General features: G+C 43.8%; 24 protein-coding genes and 1 tRNA gene. 10 read left to right on the forward strand and 15 right to left on the reverse strand.

Annotated elements, in window-relative coordinates; all coding sequences use genetic code 11:
- Both HZC12_05705 and uvrB read right to left on the reverse strand, forming a co-directional pair.
- Nucleotides 1-268: penicillin-binding protein (locus tag HZC12_05705; GenBank protein ID MBI5026213.1), on the reverse strand; the 268-nt coding region annotated here is incomplete at its 3' end.
- 234 nt (nt 269-502) lie between these two features.
- The gene (uvrB, locus tag HZC12_05710; GenBank protein MBI5026214.1) at nt 503-2,491 is read right to left on the reverse strand and encodes an excinuclease ABC subunit UvrB; all 1,989 of its coding nucleotides are present in this window, start codon (nt 2,489-2,491) and stop codon (nt 503-505) included.
- A gap of 291 nt (nt 2,492-2,782) precedes the next feature.
- Between uvrB and HZC12_05715 the strand changes: the two genes are divergently transcribed.
- On the forward strand, nt 2,783-3,190 hold the full coding sequence (locus HZC12_05715) for an arsenate reductase ArsC (GenBank protein MBI5026215.1): 408 nt from the start codon (nt 2,783-2,785) through the stop codon (nt 3,188-3,190).
- A 56-nt stretch (nt 3,191-3,246) separates the two neighbouring features.
- Here HZC12_05715 and HZC12_05720 read toward each other — a convergent pair.
- A tRNA-Phe gene (locus HZC12_05720) sits at nt 3,247-3,322 on the reverse strand.
- Between the two features lie 41 nt (nt 3,323-3,363).
- Between HZC12_05720 and lnt the strand changes: the two genes are divergently transcribed.
- Nucleotides 3,364-4,938, forward strand: coding sequence for an apolipoprotein N-acyltransferase (gene lnt, locus HZC12_05725; GenBank protein ID MBI5026216.1), 1,575 nt, complete (start codon nt 3,364-3,366; stop codon nt 4,936-4,938).
- Nucleotides 4,939-6,046, forward strand: a protein-coding gene (prfB, locus tag HZC12_05730) for a peptide chain release factor 2 (GenBank protein ID MBI5026217.1) whose coding sequence is annotated in 2 segments (ribosomal slippage) — nt 4,939-5,004 and nt 5,006-6,046 — 1,107 coding nt in all. Because the reading frame shifts where the segments join, the coding sequence is not laid out codon by codon here. It begins immediately after the preceding gene.
- Between the two features lie 35 nt (nt 6,047-6,081).
- Here the strand turns inward: prfB and HZC12_05735 are convergent.
- Genes HZC12_05735 through rpsF form a run of 6 tightly spaced genes read right to left on the reverse strand, consistent with a single transcriptional unit; the run spans nt 6,082 to nt 9,640 of the window.
- Nucleotides 6,082-8,088, reverse strand: a complete 2,007-nt coding sequence (locus HZC12_05735; protein ID MBI5026218.1) for a diguanylate cyclase — start codon at nt 8,086-8,088, stop codon at nt 6,082-6,084.
- The gene (locus tag HZC12_05740) at nt 8,057-8,335 is read right to left on the reverse strand and encodes a DUF507 family protein (GenBank protein ID MBI5026219.1); all 279 of its coding nucleotides are present in this window, start codon (nt 8,333-8,335) and stop codon (nt 8,057-8,059) included. The genes HZC12_05735 and HZC12_05740 overlap by 32 nt, the downstream gene beginning before the upstream one ends.
- Nucleotides 8,332-8,592, reverse strand: coding sequence for a DUF507 family protein (locus tag HZC12_05745; GenBank protein ID MBI5026220.1), 261 nt, complete (start codon nt 8,590-8,592; stop codon nt 8,332-8,334). The genes HZC12_05740 and HZC12_05745 overlap by 4 nt, the downstream gene beginning before the upstream one ends.
- 27 nt (nt 8,593-8,619) lie before the next feature.
- Nucleotides 8,620-8,844, reverse strand: a complete 225-nt coding sequence (locus tag HZC12_05750) for a 30S ribosomal protein S18 (protein ID MBI5026221.1) — start codon at nt 8,842-8,844, stop codon at nt 8,620-8,622.
- 54 nt (nt 8,845-8,898) lie between these two features.
- Entirely contained in the window at nt 8,899-9,285 is a 387-nt protein-coding gene (locus HZC12_05755) for a single-stranded DNA-binding protein (GenBank protein ID MBI5026222.1), read from the reverse strand.
- A complete protein-coding gene (gene rpsF, locus HZC12_05760) occupies nt 9,278-9,640 on the reverse strand; it encodes a 30S ribosomal protein S6 (protein ID MBI5026223.1) in 363 nt (120 codons plus the stop codon). Before rpsF ends, HZC12_05755 begins: the two co-directional genes overlap by 8 nt.
- A 176-nt stretch (nt 9,641-9,816) precedes the next feature.
- Here rpsF and HZC12_05765 point away from each other — a divergent pair, with 176 nt between their 5' ends.
- Nucleotides 9,817-10,317 (forward strand): PilZ domain-containing protein, encoded by a 501-nt coding sequence (locus HZC12_05765; protein MBI5026224.1) that lies wholly within the window; start codon nt 9,817-9,819, stop codon nt 10,315-10,317.
- 92 nt (nt 10,318-10,409) lie between these two features.
- Complete coding sequence (locus tag HZC12_05770) at nt 10,410-12,221, forward strand: penicillin-binding protein 1A (GenBank protein MBI5026225.1); 1,812 nt, start codon at nt 10,410-10,412, stop codon at nt 12,219-12,221.
- On the opposite strand, the gene ftsY is transcribed toward HZC12_05770, so the two are convergent.
- A complete protein-coding gene (gene ftsY, locus HZC12_05775; GenBank protein MBI5026226.1) occupies nt 12,175-13,080 on the reverse strand; it encodes a signal recognition particle-docking protein FtsY in 906 nt (301 codons plus the stop codon). The two genes, HZC12_05770 and ftsY, sit on opposite strands and share 47 nt — an antisense overlap.
- A 179-nt stretch (nt 13,081-13,259) precedes the next feature.
- On the opposite strand from ftsY, the gene HZC12_05780 reads away from it, so the two are divergent.
- From HZC12_05780 to HZC12_05800, 5 genes are all read left to right on the forward strand, one after another.
- The gene (locus tag HZC12_05780; GenBank protein ID MBI5026227.1) at nt 13,260-14,093 is read left to right on the forward strand and encodes a hypothetical protein; all 834 of its coding nucleotides are present in this window, start codon (nt 13,260-13,262) and stop codon (nt 14,091-14,093) included.
- Nucleotides 14,090-14,797: a tRNA (adenosine(37)-N6)-threonylcarbamoyltransferase complex dimerization subunit type 1 TsaB gene (tsaB, locus tag HZC12_05785; protein MBI5026228.1), complete on the forward strand. Its 708-nt coding sequence runs from the start codon at nt 14,090-14,092 to the stop codon at nt 14,795-14,797. Before HZC12_05780 ends, tsaB begins: the two co-directional genes overlap by 4 nt.
- Complete coding sequence (rimI, locus tag HZC12_05790) at nt 14,785-15,234, forward strand: ribosomal protein S18-alanine N-acetyltransferase (protein ID MBI5026229.1); 450 nt, start codon at nt 14,785-14,787, stop codon at nt 15,232-15,234. Before tsaB ends, rimI begins: the two co-directional genes overlap by 13 nt.
- A 175-nt stretch (nt 15,235-15,409) precedes the next feature.
- A complete protein-coding gene (locus HZC12_05795) occupies nt 15,410-15,694 on the forward strand; it encodes a hypothetical protein (protein MBI5026230.1) in 285 nt (94 codons plus the stop codon).
- Nucleotides 15,695-15,705: 11 nt separating this feature from the next.
- Nucleotides 15,706-16,161: a putative toxin-antitoxin system toxin component, PIN family gene (locus tag HZC12_05800; protein MBI5026231.1), complete on the forward strand. Its 456-nt coding sequence runs from the start codon at nt 15,706-15,708 to the stop codon at nt 16,159-16,161.
- A 109-nt stretch (nt 16,162-16,270) separates the two neighbouring features.
- On the opposite strand, the gene HZC12_05805 is transcribed toward HZC12_05800, so the two are convergent.
- The 5 genes from HZC12_05805 to HZC12_05825 form a co-directional block, all read right to left on the reverse strand.
- Nucleotides 16,271-18,043, reverse strand: coding sequence for an aldehyde:ferredoxin oxidoreductase (locus HZC12_05805; protein MBI5026232.1), 1,773 nt, complete (start codon nt 18,041-18,043; stop codon nt 16,271-16,273).
- Nucleotides 18,009-18,419 (reverse strand): 4Fe-4S binding protein, encoded by a 411-nt coding sequence (locus HZC12_05810; protein MBI5026233.1) that lies wholly within the window; start codon nt 18,417-18,419, stop codon nt 18,009-18,011. The genes HZC12_05805 and HZC12_05810 overlap by 35 nt, the downstream gene beginning before the upstream one ends.
- Nucleotides 18,420-18,575: 156 nt before the next feature.
- Entirely contained in the window at nt 18,576-19,802 is a 1,227-nt protein-coding gene (locus tag HZC12_05815) for an ABC transporter permease (protein MBI5026234.1), read from the reverse strand.
- The gene (locus HZC12_05820) at nt 19,799-20,500 is read right to left on the reverse strand and encodes an ABC transporter ATP-binding protein (GenBank protein ID MBI5026235.1); all 702 of its coding nucleotides are present in this window, start codon (nt 20,498-20,500) and stop codon (nt 19,799-19,801) included. The genes HZC12_05815 and HZC12_05820 overlap by 4 nt, the downstream gene beginning before the upstream one ends.
- A 12-nt stretch (nt 20,501-20,512) precedes the next feature.
- On the reverse strand, nt 20,513-21,244 hold a 732-nt coding region (locus HZC12_05825), incomplete at its 5' end, for an efflux RND transporter periplasmic adaptor subunit (protein MBI5026236.1).

The following is a 21,244-nucleotide window of genomic DNA, read 5'->3' on the forward strand; positions in this document are numbered from 1 at the left end:
ACCTTGAGTCTTCTACTGCAATAACTGCTCTTATCAGATGCTCGGGGATTTTCTTAAGGGGTACATATATGCCTTTCTCAACCTTGAATTCCCCTACAAGGGTGTCTTCGTCTGCGTATATCTTTGTCCCTTCAGAAGGCTGGTAATTCTTGATTTCCTCTATGCGCGGAACTGCTTTGACAAGGGCAAGATAACCGCCTGTGGCAATGCCGAGAGACAAAACAAGGGTAAGAATAAGGAATGTAGATATAAATTTTTTAATCATCATAAAGAAATTATAGTTCTCCTGTGATTTAAGTGTCAATTTACCCCGTTAGAAATCCAAAAATAGAGATAGGGAAGGCTGGTGAAGAATTTCTATACGACACCTTAATAATAAAAAGTTAAGAGTTTAAAATCACATAACTTTTCACTTTCAACTTTCAACTTTCAACTTTCAACTTAAATAATCTGTCGATTATAGAAATTCTGAGACAGCTTTCCCTACCTCTATCGTTGGCTCTTATACTTTTATCCCCATTTCAACCTGTTTCTTTTTTATCTCTTTAATCCTGTCTCTAATCCTTGCGGCCCTTTCAAACTCCAGATTTCTGGCAGCCTCCCTCATCTCTTCTTCAAGCCCTTTTATAATTGATTCATTGCCATATTCAACTTTTTCCTCTGCCACCGCAGGCACAGTCCAGTAATCAGCCTCATAGATAGAGGACAGAATGTTTGTTATTTCCTTTTTTATGGTTTTGGGGGTTATTTTGTTTTTGCGGTTATATGCCTCCTGCAGGCTTCTTCGCCTGGTGGTCTCTCTTATAGCAGCTTCCATTGAGCCTGTGGTTGTGTCTGCATAAAGAATTACCTCTCCGTTTATATTCCTTGCAGCCCTCCCGGCTGTTTGTATAAGAGAACGCTCAGAGCGGAGGAAGCCCTCTTTGTCTGCATCTAAGATTGCAACGAGCGAGACCTCTGGTAAATCAAGGCCCTCCCTCAACAGGTTTATTCCGATCAGGACATCAAAGTTTCCGAGCCTTAAGTCTCTCAAAATCTCCACCCTGTCGAGAGTATCAATATCTGAATGCAGATACCTTGCCCTTACTCCTAATTCCTGGTAATAGTCCGTGAGATCTTCTGCCATCCTCTTTGTGAGCGTGGTTACCAGAACCCTTTCGCCTCTTGTAGCCCTCTTTTTAATCTCTACAAGGAGGTCATCTACCTGCTCTTTAATTGGCCTTACCTCCATCTTCGGGTCCATCAGGCCAGTTGGCCTGACCACCTGTTCAATGACCCTGCCTTTTGACTGTTCAATCTCATACCCTGCAGGAGTTGCTGATACATAAATCGCCTGGTTTACCCTGTGCTCGAATTCCCTGAGGGTGAGCGGCCGGTTATCGAGGGCAGAGGGCAGTCTGAAACCATAGTCCACTAATGTCTGTTTCCTTGACCTGTCACCCTCATACATCCCCCTGATCTGCGGCATGGTTGCATGGGACTCATCGATTATTATCAGGAAATCCTCAGGGAAATAATCAACAAGGCTGAACGGTGGTTCCCCAGGGGCCCTGCCGCTCAGATGTCTTGAGTAGTTTTCTATTCCGTGGCAGTAACCAAATTCCCTTAACATTTCCATATCAAACCTGGTTCTCTGTTCAATCCTCTGTGCCTCAAGGTTTTTCCCTCGCTTCATTAAAAATTCAACCCTCTCCTCAAGCTCCTCCTCTATGGAAGACAGTGCCCGCTCAAGTCTTGGCCTTGGCGTAATCCAGTGACTGTTGGGATAGATGGCAACTTTTGCAAGCCTTCTGAAAATCTGCCCGGTTAGTGAATCAAACTCATAGATGGCGTCAATGTCGTCTCCGAAAAATTCAACCCTGATTGCCCTGTCGCCAGAAAAAGATGGGAATATCTCCACAATATCTCCCCTTACTCTGAAATTACCCCGCTTAAATTCCTCGCTCCTCTCATAGAGAATATCAACAAGCCTCCTAAGGATAACATCCCTTTCTGTGCGCATACCCTCCTCAAGCCAGAGGTGCATCTCACGGTAATCTTCAGGTGAGCCGATGCCATAAATGCAGGACACAGAGGCGACAACTATCGTATCCCTCCTTTCAAGGACAGCCCTTGTTGCTGAGTGCCTCAGCCTGTCAATATCGTCATTTATCAGGGCATCTTTTTCGATATATGTATCATTGGAGGGGATATACGCCTCGGGCTGGTAATAGTCGTAATAACTGACAAAATACTCCACAGCATTTTCAGGAAAGAAATTTTTAAATTCTCCATAAAGCTGGGCAGCGAGGGTCTTATTATGGGCAATGACAAGGGTTGGTTTTTTTACATTCGCTATTACATTGGCAATTGTAAAAGTCTTTCCAGAGCCCGTGACGCCGAGAAGTACCTGATGCCGAAGCCCCTTAATAATCCCCTTTGAGAGGGCATTTAGGGCCTCTGGCTGGTCGCCTTTTGGCGTAAAATCAGATATAAGCTTAAACTCAGACATGATAATCCCCTTAAAATATCTTATCACGATTCTGAAAATCTATTTTAAAATCCCTCAAATAAAGTAATTAACCACAGGGAGTACAGAGGCAATACATTGATACTAAAAAAAGACTAAAAGGCAGTAACCACAGAGACACAGAGGCACAGAGATAGGCATATGAAAAAATTATAGCCACAGAGAACATAGAGGTCACAGAGATAAACATAAAAAAACTCTTTTGTTTAAAAAATAAACCAACAGTATTAACTGAAATTTTTTAAGCATGAGGAGGCTAAAATTAAAAAGATAATGTTTCTCTGCACTGGCAATTCCTGCCGAAGCCAGATGGCAGAGGGCATTGCAAGGGCCTTAGGTGGAGACGTTATAGAGCCTTGCAGTGCAGGGCTCATTTCTGCTGGGGTTCATCCACGGGCAATAGCAGTAATGAAGGAAATAGGTATTGATATATCACATCAAAAATCAGAGATTATCGATGAAGACCTCCTCAGGCAGATGGATATTATAATCACACTCTGTGGAAACGCAGAAGCATCATGCCCCATAACACCTCCTGAAATAAAACGGCTGCACTGGCCCATCAAAGACCCTGTTGGGACCATCGGCACAGAGGATGAAATTATGCGCGAGTTCAGGCGTGCGAGAAATGAGATTAAAACAAGAATCGAAAGTTTAATAGCGGAGATAAGGAGGTCTTGACTATTCTGCTGGAAAACTACAAAATAAGCCTTATTTCAGGCCGAGCAAAAAATTAATGGTGGGCAGTCGCAGAATCGAACTGCGGACACGAGGCTTTTCAGGCCTCTGCTCTACCGACTGAGCTAACTGCCCTCGAAGAACTATAACCCACATAAATTTTTATTGTCAAGATCATGAATAGCAGAACAAAAGCTTTCTCCAGGCAAAGCGCAGGAACTAAACTTGATTTCTTAATGCCTGTTATCTCCGGGGTACTTCTGGTTCTGGGCTTCTCCCCGCTTGATTTATATCCAATTGCATGGATAGCCCTTGTTCCCCTGCTGGCGTCATTGTGGGACAAACATATAAAGAGGGCATTCCTTTATGGTATGACCACAGGCCTTGTGTATTTTACAGGGACGGTTTACTGGGTGTTTAACTCTGTTAATGTTTATGGAAAAATCCCGTTTGTGCCAAGCGCGATAATTGTAATAGCGCTCTGTTTTTATCTTGCCATTTATGTGGGCGTATTCTCCATAATATTCAATCGCCTCATCAAGGCATCACAACTTCCTGCTCTGATTATAACCCCTGTATTCTGGGTGACCCTTGAGTTTTTGCGCTCGTATGCCCTTACAGGTTTTCCATGGTCAAGTCTCGGATATTCCCAGTATAAGTTTCTGCCAATGATTCAGGTGGCAGACATCACAGGGGTCTATGGCATTTCTTTTCTTGTTGCTGCGGTTAACGGGGCTGTCTTCGATTTAATTTATCTGTCAAAGAGACAGTCCAGAATGCCCCTTTTCCCTTTCTGGCCGACGATTGCAGGGCTTATAGCCCTTTCAATAATTATAGTTTCCTGCCTATCTTATGGTCTGTGGAGATTGGGGGTTGAAACTAAAGGGAGCAGTGTCAGGGTTAGTGTAATACAGGGGAATATAGAGCAGGACAAAAAATGGGACAGCAATTTTCAGAGGGCTGCTATCGATGCCTATAAGAGACTTACTTTAAATGCTGTTAATGATTCTCCAAATCTTATAGTATGGCCTGAGACATCAGTGCCTTTTATATTTGGATACGACAAGGTCCTTTCATCGGAGATTACCGAATTTCAGCAACAAATCGGCACATACCTCCTTTTTGGCAGTACCCAGGTCAAGGATGTCAAGGGCGGTAAATATCTGTTAAGTAATAGCGCTGTCCTTCTCTCTCCAGATGGCACGGTAGCCTCCATTTATGATAAAATACATTTAGTTCCTTATGGCGAGTATGTCCCGCTCAGATGGCTCTTTCCTTTTATTGATAAATTAGTCACTGCAGTAGGAGACTTCATCCCAGGCAAAGAGCATACTGTTATGGAGACGCCTTATGGAAGCCTTGGTACTCCTGTGTGCTATGAGATTATTTTCCCCGGGCTTATAAGAAAGTTTACTTTTAGCGGAGCTGACATTATAGTTACTGTAACAAATGATGCATGGTTCGGCCGCTCGTCAGCCCCATCCCAGCATTTTTCTATGGCTGTGTTCAGGGCTGTTGAAAACAGGGTCCCAATTGCAAGGGCTGCGAATACCGGGATTTCTGGTTTTATAGATGCAAAGGGCAGGATAAAAAATAAGAGCGCCCTGTTTGTTGAGGCAGTTTTAACAGAGAATTTAGAGGTCGGGTCATTCAAAAAGAGTTTTTATTCAAAGTATGGCGACCTTTTCTCGTTTCTGTGTATAATTATATCAGTTATATTAATAGCAAATAACCTTTACCGGAGGCAATAAATGATTCATGAGGAAGAATTAAGAGAAGAACTAAAGGCTCTGAAGATAGGGCTTGAAGCCATAAGGGGGTATCTTTGATGTCCCGTCTTTAAAAAGCAGACTTGAAACCCTGCAGAAAGAGCTTTTATCAGAAGAGATATGGTTATCACCTGCTAAGATGCAGGAACTCCTTAAAGAAAAAGCTGCCGTAGAAGCAAACTTAGCGCCATTCGAATCCCTGCAAAACAAGATAGAAGACCTGAATGTCCTTTTTGAGCTTTCAGAAGAAGAGGATGGGGAGGTTTTTCTCGAAGAGATTCAGAAAAAACTCAAGGCATTGCAGTCCGAACTCACAGAGGCTGAATTAAAAAGCCTTCTTTCAGGGCAGCACGACATGGACAATGCAATTATGTCCATACACCCAGGAGCTGGCGGCACAGAGAGCCAGGACTGGGCACAGATGTTGATGAGGATGTATTTAAGGTGGGCTGATCGCAGGGGCTTCAAGTCAGAGATAATAGACCTGCTTTCAGGGGAAGAGGCAGGGATAAAAAGCGCTACAATAACTATCAATGGTCCCTATGTTTATGGCTATCTAAAAGCAGAAGCAGGGGTTCACAGGCTGGTCAGGATATCTCCATTTGATGCAAACAAAAGACGCCATACCTCCTTTGTGGCCATCCTTGTATATCCTGAGATAGGGGAGGATGTCGAGGTCGAGCTAAAAGAAGATGATTTAAGGATTGATACCTTCAGGGCTTCTGGCGCCGGAGGGCAGCATGTAAATAAGACCTCATCAGCAGTTAGAATAACCCATCTGCCGACAGGCATAGTGGTGGCGTGTCAGAATGAGAGGTCACAGCATAAAAACAGGGCTATGGCCATGAAGATATTAAGGGCGCGGCTCTATGACATGAAGAAAAAAGAACAGGATAAAAAGATAACAGAACTCATAGGTGAGAAAAAAGACATTGCCTGGGGCAGCCAGATACGTTCATATACACTTCAGCCATACCAGCTTGTAAAAGACCACAGGACAGGGCTTGAGAAGGGCAATGTAGATGCCGTGCTGGATGGAGATATCGATGATTTTATCAAGGAATATCTCTTAACCGAAAAAAAGGCATAGGCCGCTCTGTCTCATAATTTTTTGGGTCATAAAGACTAAGGCTGCTTTACATCACAATTAGATATATTCTTCCACAGGCATACATTATTGCGGCCGCTGCGTTTTGCGAAGTAAAGTGCCTGGTCAGCCTTCTCTATAAGTTCATCCTTTTTCTTAGAATCATGAGGATACGAAGCCACCCCTATGCTGAGGGTGATCCTCAATTCATTTTTATCTACATGAAACGGCCTTTCCATTACATGAATTCTGAGCCTTTCAGCCATCTTCTCTGCCCCTTTGATATCCGTACCTATAAGAACGGCTGCAAATTCCTCTCCACCGTATCTTGCCAGGATATCGATATCTCTGAAGGTCGTTCTCAGTATGGAGGCAATACCTTTGAGGACAGCGTCTCCTGCAGGATGTCCGTAAGTGTCGTTTACCTTTTTGAAATGGTCTATGTCAATAAGCATTAACGATAGGGCATCGGGTATCCTTTCAAGTCTTCTGAATTCCTGGGCGAGTTTCTCCTGAAAGTACCTGTGATTAAAAAGCCCTGTGAGGCCATCTGTGATGGCTAAGTCTTCTACTTCTTTGTGGAGCTTAGCATTTGTTATAGAGACGGCTGCCTGGTTACATACTATTTGAAGTAAAAGAACATCATAGGAGCTTAAAAGATTGGGTTCTGTTGAGGCAATAGAGAGGATTCCGAGTATTTTCTTCTCATAAAGGATAGGGATTCCTAAAAAAGTCCTGGTCGAAGACAAATTAAAGGGATATACAGATAGTTTCCTATCGCCTTTGATATCTGAAAAAATTAACATCTGTTTATTTTTGAGAATCCATTCAAACAGTGTGCCCTCATGGGGGAATATCGCATCCTTCAACTCCAGCCCCTGCTCTGACATCACCTTTAATCTCCCGTCTTCTATAATGAAAAGAGCTGCTGCTGATGATGGAGCAACGCTTAAAGCAAAGTTTACCAGCCTCTCTGCCACCTCATTGAGCTTTAAAGACGAACCGAGGTCTATACTAACAGCATGCAGGGCCTTAAACCATTCGGCAGCGCGATTTACCTCGCTGTAAACCCTTGTCTTATGCAATAGCTCTATAATCATTGCTGCAAAACGGACCAGAATGTCTTTTTCGTGCTCGCCAAAGGCATCTTCATGGCTGCTGTCTGCCACAACAATCCCTTCAAGGAGGTCCCCCTTAATAATCGGCACACATATGAAAGAGCCTATTTCCTTTGTCCTGGGATAACCCAGATCAAATGGTCTTCCCTTCAGTTTTGAAAAAATGACTGGTTTTTTCTGCCTTGCTGCAAGAGAGAGATAGCCCTTTCCAGGTGGTATTGGAGCCATGCTGATGTCTTCGGTTGAGCCGTTAAGAATTAGATCCTCGTCCTTCAGGACAAAAAAGGAAACTGAATCAGCATTTATCGTTTCTTTTATAAGGCGCACCATCTCATCCATGGCCTTTTTTGTCTCAAGGACAGCCCGCACCTGATCAGAAAGCCTGTCTTTACCAAAGGCCCCATCTTCAGTGCCATCGAGGTTCATCGCATCTTTTTTAAGCCGTTCAAGCTCTCCGGCAACCCTATCCAGCTTTTTTCTATTTTTGGAAAAAATAAAAAATGAACTTGTGCCTGTTATCAACAGGGACGTGTAGAACACGATCTGCTCCTCAACAGGCCATATGCTGGTCGTACCGACCCCAAGCAGAAGAATTGCTACAAAGCAGGCAATGATAATCCTGGCCGGAAAGAAACCTGAAACTGCTACTATAATTGGAATATAGATGAGGTGAAAGAGTGGTTTTCCTGAAAATCTTATGAAACTCCCTATCACAAAGAGTATCGGGAAAAGAAAACCGAGACTTCCCCACTGTGTTTTAAATCTAATATACTGATACAGGCCAATGGCAAAAACTATCGCTATTATTAAAAACCACAGGTAAGGTGTTCTATGCGGCAGGCCGAAGACAAAAGCTACGTACAGGAAAACAGACAGAAAAAGAAGGATTAAATCTTTATTCCCTGCCCTTCCTGACCATTTCTTCATGGAAAAACTTCTGATAAAGGACCTCCCACTCAGGGCTTCCCTCAGGTATTTTTTTCGAATATGACTGCAATTTTTTACGGACAGTTAAGTCTATTTCTTCTTCTATTTTCAACTCCTTTATAAAAACCCTCTTTATTTCCTTTCTTATCTGCCCTTCTTCAGCAAGCAGGTTTATTGTATTTTTGTTTAAGAGCCCCTTCAGGACAACGTGAGTCAGGTGGCTCACCTTGTCGTCAGAGAGCTTCATAAAACAAGGTTCCTCTCTCTAACAAGTTTTTTCTTGGTGAGCTCGAATAGTTTTCGGTAATCGAGTCTTCCTTTTTCAATTTCAGATTCAAATTGACGTAATATCCCACGCACTTCTTCATTGAGTCTGTCTTCCACCATGAGCTCCTCGAGCATCAATTCATCCACCAGTTTTATAACTTCTTCTTTCGGGAATTTCAGAACTACCATCTCTTTTTTCAGGAGGGTGTTAACTATTCCTGCGGCTATTACTGGCACTAATCCTTTATGAATCTTCATCCGTGACTACTGTTCTACAAAAGGTAAAAGGGCGATAGTACGCGCCCTCTTTATGGCCACTGTGAGTGCTCTCTGATGTTTTGCGCAGTTGCCGGTCATTCTCCTCGGCATTATCCTGCCCCTTTCAGTAAGATACCCCTTAAGGAGCCTGTTATCTTTATAGTCGATGAAGGGGGTCTTCTCCGCACAAAACTTACAGAACCTTCTCCTTTGAAACCTTCGCTGTTGCAAAAAATTCTCCTTATAGTTATAGGTCTTATATGACTTATAAGACCTATAACGTTTTTAAAAGGGCTCTATATCTGTAGTCTCCTCGGGTGGAGCGATGTCTGAATCCGAAGTACCGGCCTGTTTCCTCGATAGAAAGCGAACTGTCTGAGCAACAACTTCATACTTGCTGCGAGACTGTCCCTCTTCTGTTTCCCAGCGTCTTTCCTGAAGCCTGCCATCAACAAGCACAGAGCTGCCTTTATTCAAATACTGTCCGCACGACTCAGCCTGTTTACCGAAGACAACCACATCTATAAAAGTAACTTCCTTTTTTGTTTCTTCCCCCTGTTTGTACTGCCGGTTAACTGCAATCCTGAAGCTCGCCACAGAAGTGCCCTGTGGTGTATATCTGAGTTCAGGATCCTTTGTAAGATTTCCAATAAGGATAATTTTATTAAACATTTCTTTTCTCCCTTTCTGATATATCGGGATTTGTTGCGCCTTCCTTTGGCAGGGCAGCCTGGATCTCTTTTTTTCCTAACTTTATGACCATGAATTTAAGAATGGGATCAAAAATTTTATAAAGTTTCTCTATCTCCTGAATAGTAGACGCTGGGGATTTGAAAACCAATATAATATACAACCCTTTTTTCTGTTTTTTAATCTCATAGGCAAGTTTTTTGCGGCCCCAATTCTCTGACTTGAGGACTTCGCCGCCAGAATTGAGGATAATGTCCCTTATTTTCTCGGTTGCTCCTGCAACTTCCTCATCGCCGAGATTTGGCTCCAGGATAAAGCTACATTCGTAAAAATTCACGTTACCTCCTTATGGATTAACCCCTATTTATCGGGGTTATAAAGTCCTTACCGCATCTTACCGCAGTGGATAAGAACAAAGAGTGAGATTTTATAGCATAACTCAGAACGAAAAATCAATACTGGAAATATTAATAGCTTTATTTCAACTTAATAAAGGTGTAAAATTTATTTACAATGATAAAGGACCGGCGCAAAACATTTATAAGAAAAAAGTTTGCGTGCCCCCACTGCAAGGGGGTCTTCCCTGAAGATTTTCTTAAAAATATACGGGATATATACGCTGAGTGCCTGCACTGCAAAAAGACATTTTGTCTAAGGACCGAAGCAATTAAGCTCGATGTAAAAGTTAAGGACGAAAGGCAAGAAGAAAGGTATCTTGTGAGCCTTGATATAACATATGACGAAGTAGGCAAATTTATAAAGGACTATACAGTAAGTGTTAGTAAAGGTGGAATGTTTGTAAAAACAGATATCCGCTATGATGTAGGCGATGTAGTGGATTTATACCTTCGTATACCTAATCTGAATGAGCCCATTACGATAAGGGGCGAGGTTGTCTATACCAATTTTACTGCAGGACTTGAGGAGTCAGGCGTTGGAATAAAATTCCTGGAGATTGACAGAGACAGCAGAGAAAAGGTTATCGCTTACATAAAGCAGTGGCAAGGGGGTTGATTGCCATATCAATCATGCTTTCTATAAATAGAGTCAGGTGGAAAATTGCTTTTACCCAATGTTATTTAATACCTGATATTTTATAATTAACCATGCGGAGGACACTTACTCTTGTAATTTTTGCTGTTTTCTCTATCACCTTAGGTGCATCTGGTGGTTTGTTTTACTGGGCGCTGACTGATCTGCCTGCCATAAGAGAGCTTGAGAGATATGCGCCTGCCGAATCTTCTAAGATATACTCTGAGGAAGGGATTGTCATCGGGGAGTTTTATCTCGAAAAAAGGACGTTCATACCTCATGAGCAGATACCGCAGCATGTAAAGAATGCCCTCATTGCTATTGAAGATGTCAGGTTTTATAAACATCCAGGTGTAGACCTGAAAGGAATACTCAGGGCGCTCTGGCGTGACCTCAGGGCAGGGGAAATCGTTGAGGGTGGAAGCACCATTACCCAGCAGCTATCCAAGATGCTCTTTCTGGAACCTGAAAAGAGTGTTATAAGAAAAATTAAAGAGGCTTTTTTATCGCTTCAGATAGAGAGGAGATACACAAAAGATGAAATCCTCGGGCTCTACCTCAACCAGGCTTTTTTCGGCGCTGGCGCTTATGGGATAGAATCTGCATCACAGGTATATTTTGGAAAATCCTCCAGGGAGATGACAATTGCAGAGGCAGCGCTGCTATCCGGGATACCAAAGGCGCCGAGCCTTTATAATCCATTTAAAAATCCTGAAAAGGCGAAGCAGAGGAGGGCGATGGTCTTATCAAAGATGAGAAAGCTTGGATTTATTAATAATACTGCGGAGGCCAGAGGGAATAACTCCCTAATCCCATCAATACCGAACAAAAAGGCCCTTCAGGCCCCGTATTTTTATGAATACCTGCGGCAGATGTTAGAACTCAAATACAAGGACGGCCTTTACAGAAATGGCCTCAAGATATACAGCACACTCAATGCCCGGATGCAGTTAGAGGCAGAAAAGGCAGTCAGGGACGGAATAAAGGCTTTAGAGTCTCGCAACAGGCCTGCGATAGAGGCAGCCCTTCTTTGCATTGACCGCAAGACAGGCCAGATAAAGGCTATGGTTGGCGGAAGGAACTTCTGGGAAAGCCAGTTTAACAGGTCATATCAGGCATTGAGACAGCCTGGCTCTGCATTCAAGCCTTTTGTTTATGTTGTGGCCATTGAAAAGGGTTTTACCCCTGAAACTACACTCATTGATGAGCCTGTGAGTTATAAAGGTGCAAATGGGAAGATGTGGAGTCCCAAAAACTATAATGAGGGATATAGAGGTTCTGTGACTGTCAGAAAGGCACTGGCTGACTCCATAAACGTTGTGGCAGTGAAGCTTCTGAACCAGGTAGGTGTCAGCTCAGTCATTGAAAGAGCCAAAACCCTCGGCATTGAAAGCACGCTACACCCTTATCTATCCCTTGCCCTCGGAGCGTCGGATGTAACTTTGTTAGAACTTGTACGCGCATATGCAAGCTTAGCTAATAAAGGCATTAAATTAGAAATCATACCTTACACACAGATCAACAATCGTGATGGCATAACCATAGAAACAGTAAAACAAGACTCAGAAACAGTGCTCGGTGAGAAGGTGGCAGGCACGATGGATTCCCTCCTCAAGGCTGTTGTCGAAGAGGGAACCGCACAGGCGGCAAAACAACTCGGTATTCCTGTTGCAGGCAAGACAGGCACAACAAATGAATTCACAGACGCATGGTTTATAGGTTACACACCTGATTTAGTAATCGGAGTCTGGGTTGGAAGGGACAATCATAAGCCGATAGGGCACAAAGAGACTGGAGCTAAGGCAGCTCTTCCAATATGGATGGACTTTGTAAAGCGCATCACCCGAACAATGCCTCCACAAACTCCTGAGCATCAAAATCCCTGAGGTCATCAACTCCTTCGCCCACGCCAATTAATTTAACAGGAAGGCCGAGTTCTTTTCTTACCGCAATGATTATTCCTCCCTTTGCTGTGCCGTCGAGTTTTGTAAGGGCAATTCCTGTAACGCCAACGGCTTCTCCAAAAATCTTTGCCTGGTGAATGACATTCTGTCCGGAAGTTGCATCAACGACAAGCAGCACCTCATGAGGGGCATCGGGAAGCGCTTTAGCTATTACCCTCTTAACTTTTTTCAGCTCTTCCATGAGGTTGGATTTTGTATGGAGTCTTCCAGCAGTATCGATTATAACTACATCAGCATTTTTTGCCCTGGCAGATGCTATTGCATCAAAGGCAACTGCTGCAGGGTCTGCGCCGCTTTGATGTTTTATAATCTGGGCTCCGGCCCTCTGCGCCCATATCTCAAGCTGCTGGGTGGCAGCAGCCCTGAATGTATCTCCTGCAGCGAGGATGACCTTGAGCCCATCTGCTGTGAAGCGATTTGCAAGTTTTCCTATGGTTGTTGTCTTTCCAACCCCATTTACACCAACGGCCAATATTACAAAAGGCCTGTTTGCTGTAATCTTTATGCCATCCCCGTTTTGAAGGATAGACCTTATCTGTTCTTTGAGGGCCTCTTTGAGGCTGTGGCCATCAGGCATTTCCCCTTTTTTAAATTTATCCTTCAGGGCAGATATTATGGATGATGCTGCCTTTGGCCCAACATCTGACATTACAAGAAGTTCTTCGAGTTCTTCGAGGAGACTTTCATCTATAACCCTTCCATAAAATAGGGCCTCGGCCTTTTCTATAAGGCCCTTCCTCGTCTTTGTCAGTCCTTCTTTTAACCTTTCAAAAAAACCCATGATCTCCACCTGAAATTTTTTTAACTCATTTAATGAATTTTAAATGTTTTTAGCTTGTGTAATCAAGAAGGGAAACTGTTGCGAACAATCCTTTTCGCTAAAATAGCCGTCCCGAAGCTTCGGGATGCCTCAGATAATCGAGAATGTCAGGCTTCAAATGAGTTATAATTTTACTTAAGATGACATTCTGGGATTTAAAGGTAGATGAGGTATACGATACTATTAAAGGTGTAAAAGCACTTAAAGAGGCTATTTCAAAAGAAAAAAATATTGTTGTTGTTAACCTTCCAGAGTTCTTTATCCTTAAAGAGCTTTCGCCATATTTGAAGGGCAAAAAAGTAAAGATTTATACCAATGTTCCTGAGACAATGGACAGCAGTCTTAAAAAAATTGGAGAAATCGTTTTTACATGCGTGGAAATGGTTGGCTTTTATAAGGGCAGGATTGTTCAGAAGGGAGACGTCTATCTAAAAAACGCAATTTTTAACATCTGGTGGCGGCCAGGAGAGATCATACACATTGGCAGCATTTATTTTAAACGGTGTGTAAGCTGTATAAAAAAGATGCATGAAGATCTCTTGATAACAGAGGAGCTTGATAGGATAGACTTTACTGGTTATTATGAGCCTCAGGAGGGCATACAGATGATAAAGGAGTATATAACGATGTCTAAAAAGCTCAGGCTCATTAATGTGCCATGTTCTCTTGTAGAGGCCATTTATCCAGAGATTGAGGGAAAGGAGCTCAAGATAATCTGCGCAGAGGATGCACCTTTAGCACGCAGGGCTAAGGACACCTTTGATGTCAAGGTATCAGGCAGATTCGTAGACTCATTTTCTATTTATAAGGGTAACAGGGTGAAGGTAGGGGCTGTTGCAACAGACCACGGTTTTTTTGCAGTAGATTTTGAGGGGGATAAGATTATGGGAATAAGGGCAGTGCTCTGGCCCAGATGCGGGCAGTGTATGATGGATTATTTTGAGCTCGGCTGGCTACAGGCAAAAAAGATATGAAGATTCTCGCCTTAGAAACAGCTACACTAACCGGAGGGGTTTCGGTGCTGAGCGATGAGGATGGGCTTATTGCAGAATTAAGACTGAACATCAGGGTGGCCCATGCTGAAAGGCTTATGTCAGCCATTGACTGGATTCTACATGCTTCCTCGCTCTCATTGATGGACATTGATGCCTTTGCTGTATCAATAGGCCCTGGCTCTTTTACAGGACTCAGAATCGGCCTGAGTACAGCAAAAGGCCTGTCATATTCGACAGGCAAGCCAGTAGTTCCAGTGCCAACACTTGATGCCATGGCAAGGACTTTGCCTTTCTGTCCGCATCTTATATGCCCCATGCTCGATGCGAGAAAAAATGAAGTTTATGCAGCGCTTTATAAATGGGAGGACGGTTCCTGTAAAAAAATTGTCCCTGAAATGGCTGTAAGGCCGCAGAACTTTTTGAAAGAGATAAGTCGTTACGCCCCTGATAAAGGTGGACAAACAGTCTTCCTCGGCAATGGTGCAGAGCTATACAGAGGACTCATAGAAAAGACCCTTTCTCAATCTGCGCTTTTTCCTCCTCCCTCTAAAATGCTTCCTTCAGCATGTGCAGTTGGAGAGATAGCCCTATTAGCTATAAAAGAAGGGAGGAGCTTTGACCCGATTACCCTTACGCCTTTTTATATAAGAAAATCTGAGGCAGAGATCTATTGGAAGGGCTAACAATAAGAAAGATGTCCTATGGTGATGTGCCAGAGGTTTTAGCCATTGAAAACGAATCTTTCAGCACACCCTGGTCTGCAACTTCTTTCATGTATGAGCTAACAAACCCATTCTCAACCCTCGAGGTTGTAGTCTTAAATAATAAAATTGTTGGTTATATCTGCACAAGGATTATTGCTGAAGAGGCCCATATATTAAACCTCGCAGTTCACCCTGAGTTCAGGCGCAGAGGAATTGCCAGTAAACTCATCTGGGATGCCCTGAAGAAACTAAGACTTTCGGCAGTAAACCTTGTTACCCTTGAGGTAAGGGCATCAAATACAGCAGCCATAAAATTATATGAAAAATTTGGCTTTGAGATCATTGGTAATAGAAAGGATTATTATCAAAAACCCATGGAGGATGCCATAGTAATGGAGCTGGAGTTCAGGGGTTAATCGGGGTCGCTTCCCTGGTGAAAAACAGCTCAAGTTTATTAAGGCAAAGTTTCTTGCAGGGAAAAGGGAGTGGTTTAACCTGTGAAAAATTATTGTGTAGATATTATGTTGACATAATTGTAGCTATTTTGTAGACTTATTGTAGGACAATTAACGGATAACCGGAGGTGGTAAAGTGAAATTTGTGACTGTAAGGGATTTCAGGATAAAACCCGGAACTGTATGGAGCGATCTCGAGAAAAACGAAGAGGTGGTAATTACCTCAAAGGGCAAGCCAATAGCCCTTTTAACCGGTGTAAGTAATGTTACTTTTGATGACACATTAACCGTCCTTCGTCGTGCAAAGGCAGAACTTGCTGTATCGAGAATGCGCAAAACTTCTCTTAAGAAAGGGCTTCCCAAACTTACTACAAAGGACATTGAGGTAGAGATAAAAGCTGCAAGAAAGGCAAGGAAATAGTGCTAATAGTTGTGGATACCAACGTTCTGATCTCAGCACTTATAACCCCTTTCGGGAATGCAGCACGAATTCTTGATATGGTCCTGGGTGGGGAATTACAACTGTTATATGACGATAGAATCCTTACAGAATACAGAGAAGTTCTTTTAAGACCCAAATTTAGCTTTGAAGAAAAATACGTTGATGCCCTTTTAACTTTTTTTGATGCTGAAGGCATGAAAGTAACCTCTACTCCTGTTAATTATCCACATGTAGATAAAGATGATATTCCATTTATTGAGGTTGCTATAACTGGAAAGGTAGAGGCATTAATTACAGGTAATAAACGCCATTTCAAAGGGGAATATACAAGAACACTTAAAATCATGACCCCTGACGAATTTCTGAAGTTCTGGGGACAGAGGAAGAGGGAGATAAAATCTTTAGGACGAAGAAAGCGTCCTTCTCCGAGATTGATAAGCAGTTAAAGCTTACAAAAGCAAAGTTTCTCGGAGGGAAAAGAGAGAGGTTTCGGCTGTGAAGACATGGACACATCCAGCCTTGAAAGGAAATACCCTTAGAAAGAAATGTCCTGACCTAACAAGTTGCTATAATTTCCTTGTATGCCGAGACCATCTCCCTTGCGACCTCTTCCTTAAGAAGGCCGTTCATCGATTCGGTCTCGAAGAACCTCTTCGGGAAGTAGACCTCATCAGCCCTGAATCCCATCTCCTTCTTGAGCTTGAGTTTTAGCCTGAAGACCCTTTCTGCCATCTCGCCGAGTTCCTCAAGACTCCTCTCTATCCCGATTGAGGCGAGTGCCTCCTGGATGAGTTCTCTGTTGTAGATACTCCTTGCGAACATACAGACCCCTGCGATATTAAGTATGTTTCTCTCCTTTTCTTCGGCCACAAGTTTTCCTACAAGCTCCTTCGGAGTAAGGTTTACCCTCTTCTGGTCGATACTGTAGCCTGCATTATCCACATGGGAATGCCTCGCACCAACAACTGCCTGACCTATTAGTGACCCATAGCCTGTATGGTACCCTGCAATAGGATTCTTACCGAGGGTTACAGAGAAGTCTTTCCCACCGTATCTCTCAGAGAGATGCCAGGGGCCTTTTGAGGCCTCTTTATAGAAATCGTTCTGCTGCCTTATAAGATTATTGAGGATCATAAGATAGTTTTCTGTCTGTCCGAAACCTATCTCTGTCCCGAGGTCATCTTTTGATACTATCCCCCTCTGGTATGCCTCTGTGACCCAGGAGAGGAAGGCTCCTGCAGCTATAGAATCGAGGCTTAGGTCCTCAATCTTCTCTATTATGGTAAGTACCTCATGGGTAGTCCCTATACCGAGGAGAGAACCGAGGGCGAAGATAAGCTCATAGTCATAAGAGAGTCCCATGGATTCATACTCTTCCTGTGGTGCGAACTCCCTCCTCAGAAGTCCTATATGGATACAACCTATGGGACAGCCTATGCATGATACCTTCCTTATGAGAGTCTCCTTTGCAAAGGTCTCACCGCTTATGCCTTCTGCCTTCTCAAAGGTAGTACTCAGGAGATTCCTTGTAGGAAGGGCCCTGAATTCATTGAGGGGGATGACATTAACGGCGGTGCCGAACTCATGGTATTTTCTCATCTCATCGGTCTGGGTAATTCTCTTATATATCTTGTTATATACCTTGTTATAATTATTCTTTAAATGCCCGCTCGGGTAATGCCTGTTCGCAAGGATGTAGACACCGATGAGGTTCTTACTCCCCATTACTGCACCGAGGCCGAGCCTGCCGAAATGCCTGTAGGTATCCACATTAACGCAGGCAAAGGCTACCCTCTTCATGCCTGCCGGCCCTATCCTTATGATAGACCTGTGCCCCTTGCCCGGCTCTGCATCCCTTATGGCCCAGCCCACATCCTCTGTCGTAAGCCCCCATATTGGCTCTGCACCTTTGAATGAGACCTTGTAGTCTGTGATATTTAAATAGATAGGGTCTTCAGACCTGCCCTTTATTACGATAGCGTCTACCCCGCCGAACCTCATCGCAAAGCCGAGCCTTCCTCCTGCATAGCTCTCACCGAGTTCGCCTGTGAGGGGGGACTTGAACATAGCCACTACCTTTGAGATAACAGGGAAGATTGTGCAGAGAGTTCCGTTGGAAAGGATTATCGGTTGGTCGGGGTGATAGGGGTCTTCTTTAGGGAGTAGGTTCTCTTCAAGGAGTTTAGCACCGACACCTACACCTCCGAGAAAATCCTTAAAAAGGTCTTCCCTGTCTTCTACCCTGTAAGTCCTCTGACCCAGGTCGATATAGAGTACCCTTATGGAACTGCTATCAAGCAAACTTCTCCTCCATAACCAGGCAACCATGGGGACAGAACTTGGCACAGAGCCCGCAGTGGTTACAGACTATGATATTATTCTTCTCTGGGTTGAACCATATAACCTTAATTGGGCAGGCATCTATACAGAGGCGGCAGGCTGTGCACCTCTCTTCTTTGAATATCACACCTCCACCTTTCCTCGGTATAAGGGCATCGACAGGGCAGGCATTTGCACAATCGGGCTTCAGACAACCCCTGCAGATGTCTGCCACCATGGTGCTCCCGTATCCTCCCCTCGTCCTTATCTGGATGGCGCTCCTTAGTGGCGAGAAGCTATCATAATTGTACCTCGCACAGGTGAGCATACATGCATAACAGCCTATACACTTATTCATTCCTGGTGCCTTCAGGATTTTCGGCATAAAAAATATTCTGGCAGGCATTTCGGGGATTGTCAAGGGCAGTTCTCTTTCAGGTTAGGGCAGACAGAGAACTCTCACTCGCTGATCTCTTAAAAGATCCTGATAGGTATGCGGGGAGGTTTGTTATCCTCGGAGGAATTATTGAATTTTTCGCACCTATTCATACCTCAGGGCAATAATCGGGTCAAGGTTTGCTGCCTTTCTTGCTGGATAGAAGCCGAAAAAGACTCCGACTGCTGCTGAGAAGCCAAAGGCAAGGGCAATAGCGCCTGCTGATATAAAGGTGGGCCAGCCTGCAAGATATGAAATTAATTCTGACCCGATAACACCGACTATTATTCCGAGGAAGCCGCCAATTGTTGCCAGTGTAACTGCCTCGATAAGAAACTGTTTCATTATATCACTTCCCCTGGCGCCAACTGCCATCCTTATCCCTATCTCCCTTGTCCTCTCTGTTACTGAGACGAGCATGATATTCATAATCCCGATGCCTCCAACAATCAGGGAGACTGAGGCAATCGCACCTAAGAGTAATGTCATAACATCTGCTGACTGTTGTTGTGCAGACATAACCTCTGTGAGATTGCGGACGCTGAAATCATCCTCTTTTCCAGGGCCGATACGATGCTTCTGGCGAAGAAGCTCTGTCATCTGTGTTTCTGCCTCATCCATATATTCAGGGCCTTTTGCCTTGACAAATATCACCCTGACCATACCCTGAAAAGTTGTCCCGAAAAGCTTTTTCTGTGCAGTTGTAACAGGGACAACAATTACATCGTCCTGATCCTGCCCCATTGGAGACTGCCCCTTACGTGCTAAAACGCCAATAACTGCGAACGGCACCTTCTTTATCCTTATTATCTGACCAACTGGACTCATATCTCCAAATAGATTCTTAACCACTGTTTGACCCAGGAGTGCTACCTTAGTGGCAGCAAGCACATCCTGTTCAGTAAAGGCTTTACCTTCAGTAAGGCTCCAGTCCCTTATTGACAGGAAATCAGGGGTTTCTCCCCTGACAATGGTGCTCCAGTTCATGTTGCCTGCAACAACCTGGGCAGTGCCTGGAAGCGAGGGGGCAGCCCGCTCTACTGCCGAACATTCAGAGGCTATTGCCTTTGCATCATCTATTGTGAGTGTCGGTGCACTGCCAGCTCCAAATCTCAGCCCTCCAGCAGTAGTGGCGCCAGGAAGGACTATAAAAAGGTTAGACCCTATGCTTGCAATCTGCTCGGCTATCTTTGCCTTTGCACCTGCGCCTACTGCTATCATGGCAATAACAGCGCCAACCCCTATTATTATGCCGAGCATTGTCAGGGCAGACCGCATTTTATTAACCCTTAATGCCCTGAGTGCTACCCGTATGCTAACTAAAAAGTTCATGAGCCATTCCATATTGAGCTTGCCGAACTATCCTCTAATATTTTTCCATCCCTGAAAATGATTATACGGTTTGCATATTTTGCAATATCAGTTTCATGCGTGACTAACAATATAGTAATCCTCTGCTCTGTATTTAAACGTTTAAAGATTCCCATTATTTCTATACTGGTGCTTGAATCGAGGTTCCCTGTCGGCTCATCTGCAAGTATTATATCAGGGTTGTTCACCAATGCCCTCGCTATCGCTACCCTCTGCTGCTGGCCTCCTGAGAGCTGGCTCGGATAATGCTCTTCTCTTCCTTCCAGTCCAACAGAATGCAGAGCATTCAGTGCCTTCTTAGCCCTTTCCTTTACCGGAAGGTTATTATAGAGTATTGGCAGTTCTACATTTTCAAGGGCAGAGGTCCTTGAGAGAAGATTAAAACTCTGGAATACAAACCCTATGCTCCTGCTTCGAATACGCGCAAGCTCATCTCTGCTGAGCCTGCTTACATCCACTCCATCTAAGAGATAAGTACCGCTTGTGGGTCTGTCGAGACATCCAATAATATTCATGAAAGTAGATTTCCCTGAGCCAGATGCCCCCATTATGGCCACAAACCCACCCTTTTCAATGCTGAGGGTTATGCCCTGAAGCGCAGGTATCTCAATCTCACCGATGGAATAAGTTTTTGCAAGGTCTTTTACTTCTATAAGCATTATATTATTGACTTACCTGAGAATGCGCGGTATGCCTGTGCTTGGTGTTTGTTTTTTTTCAGCCTTACCAATGGCTTCTACTACAACTTCCTGTCCTTCTTTAATATCACCTTCAAGTATCTCAGTAAATGTCCCGTTGCTGATGCCTGTTATTATGGGTATGGGCTGGAGTTTGCCTCTGGATAGAATCCATAACTTTTGTTCAGCCATGGTTTTTTTCTTTTTACTTTTATCAGTCTCCATCTCTTTAGGCGGTTTAAACCTCAGGGCAGTATTCGGGACTTTAAGCACATTGTCTTTTTTTAAAATAAGGATTGATACGTTTGCTGTCATTCCTGGTTTGAGTTTCAAATCAGTATTGTCCACACCGACAACAACATCGTATGTGACCACATTCTGGACTATTATCGGAGCACTCCTTATCTGAATCACATTTCCTTTAAATACTTTCTCAGGGTATGCATCAACTGTGAATTCTACATCCTGGCCTGTCTTTATTTTACCTATATCCGACTCGTCTACATTTGTATCTATCTGCATCTTTGTAAGGTCCTGGGCAATTGTGAAGAGTGTGGGGGTCTGAAGGCTGGCAGCTACGGTCTGCCCCACATCTACGTTCCTTGATATCACAACACCATCAACAGGGGCTTTTATTATTGTATTGGAAAGATTTACCTCGCTAAGCCTGCGTGCTGCCTTGCTCTGCTCTACCTGTGCCGAAGCAGCATTCATCTGGGCAAGGGC

This window comes from Nitrospirota bacterium, from assembly GCA_016214385.1.
Classification (GTDB): domain Bacteria; phylum Nitrospirota; class Thermodesulfovibrionia; order UBA6902; family JACROP01; genus JACROP01.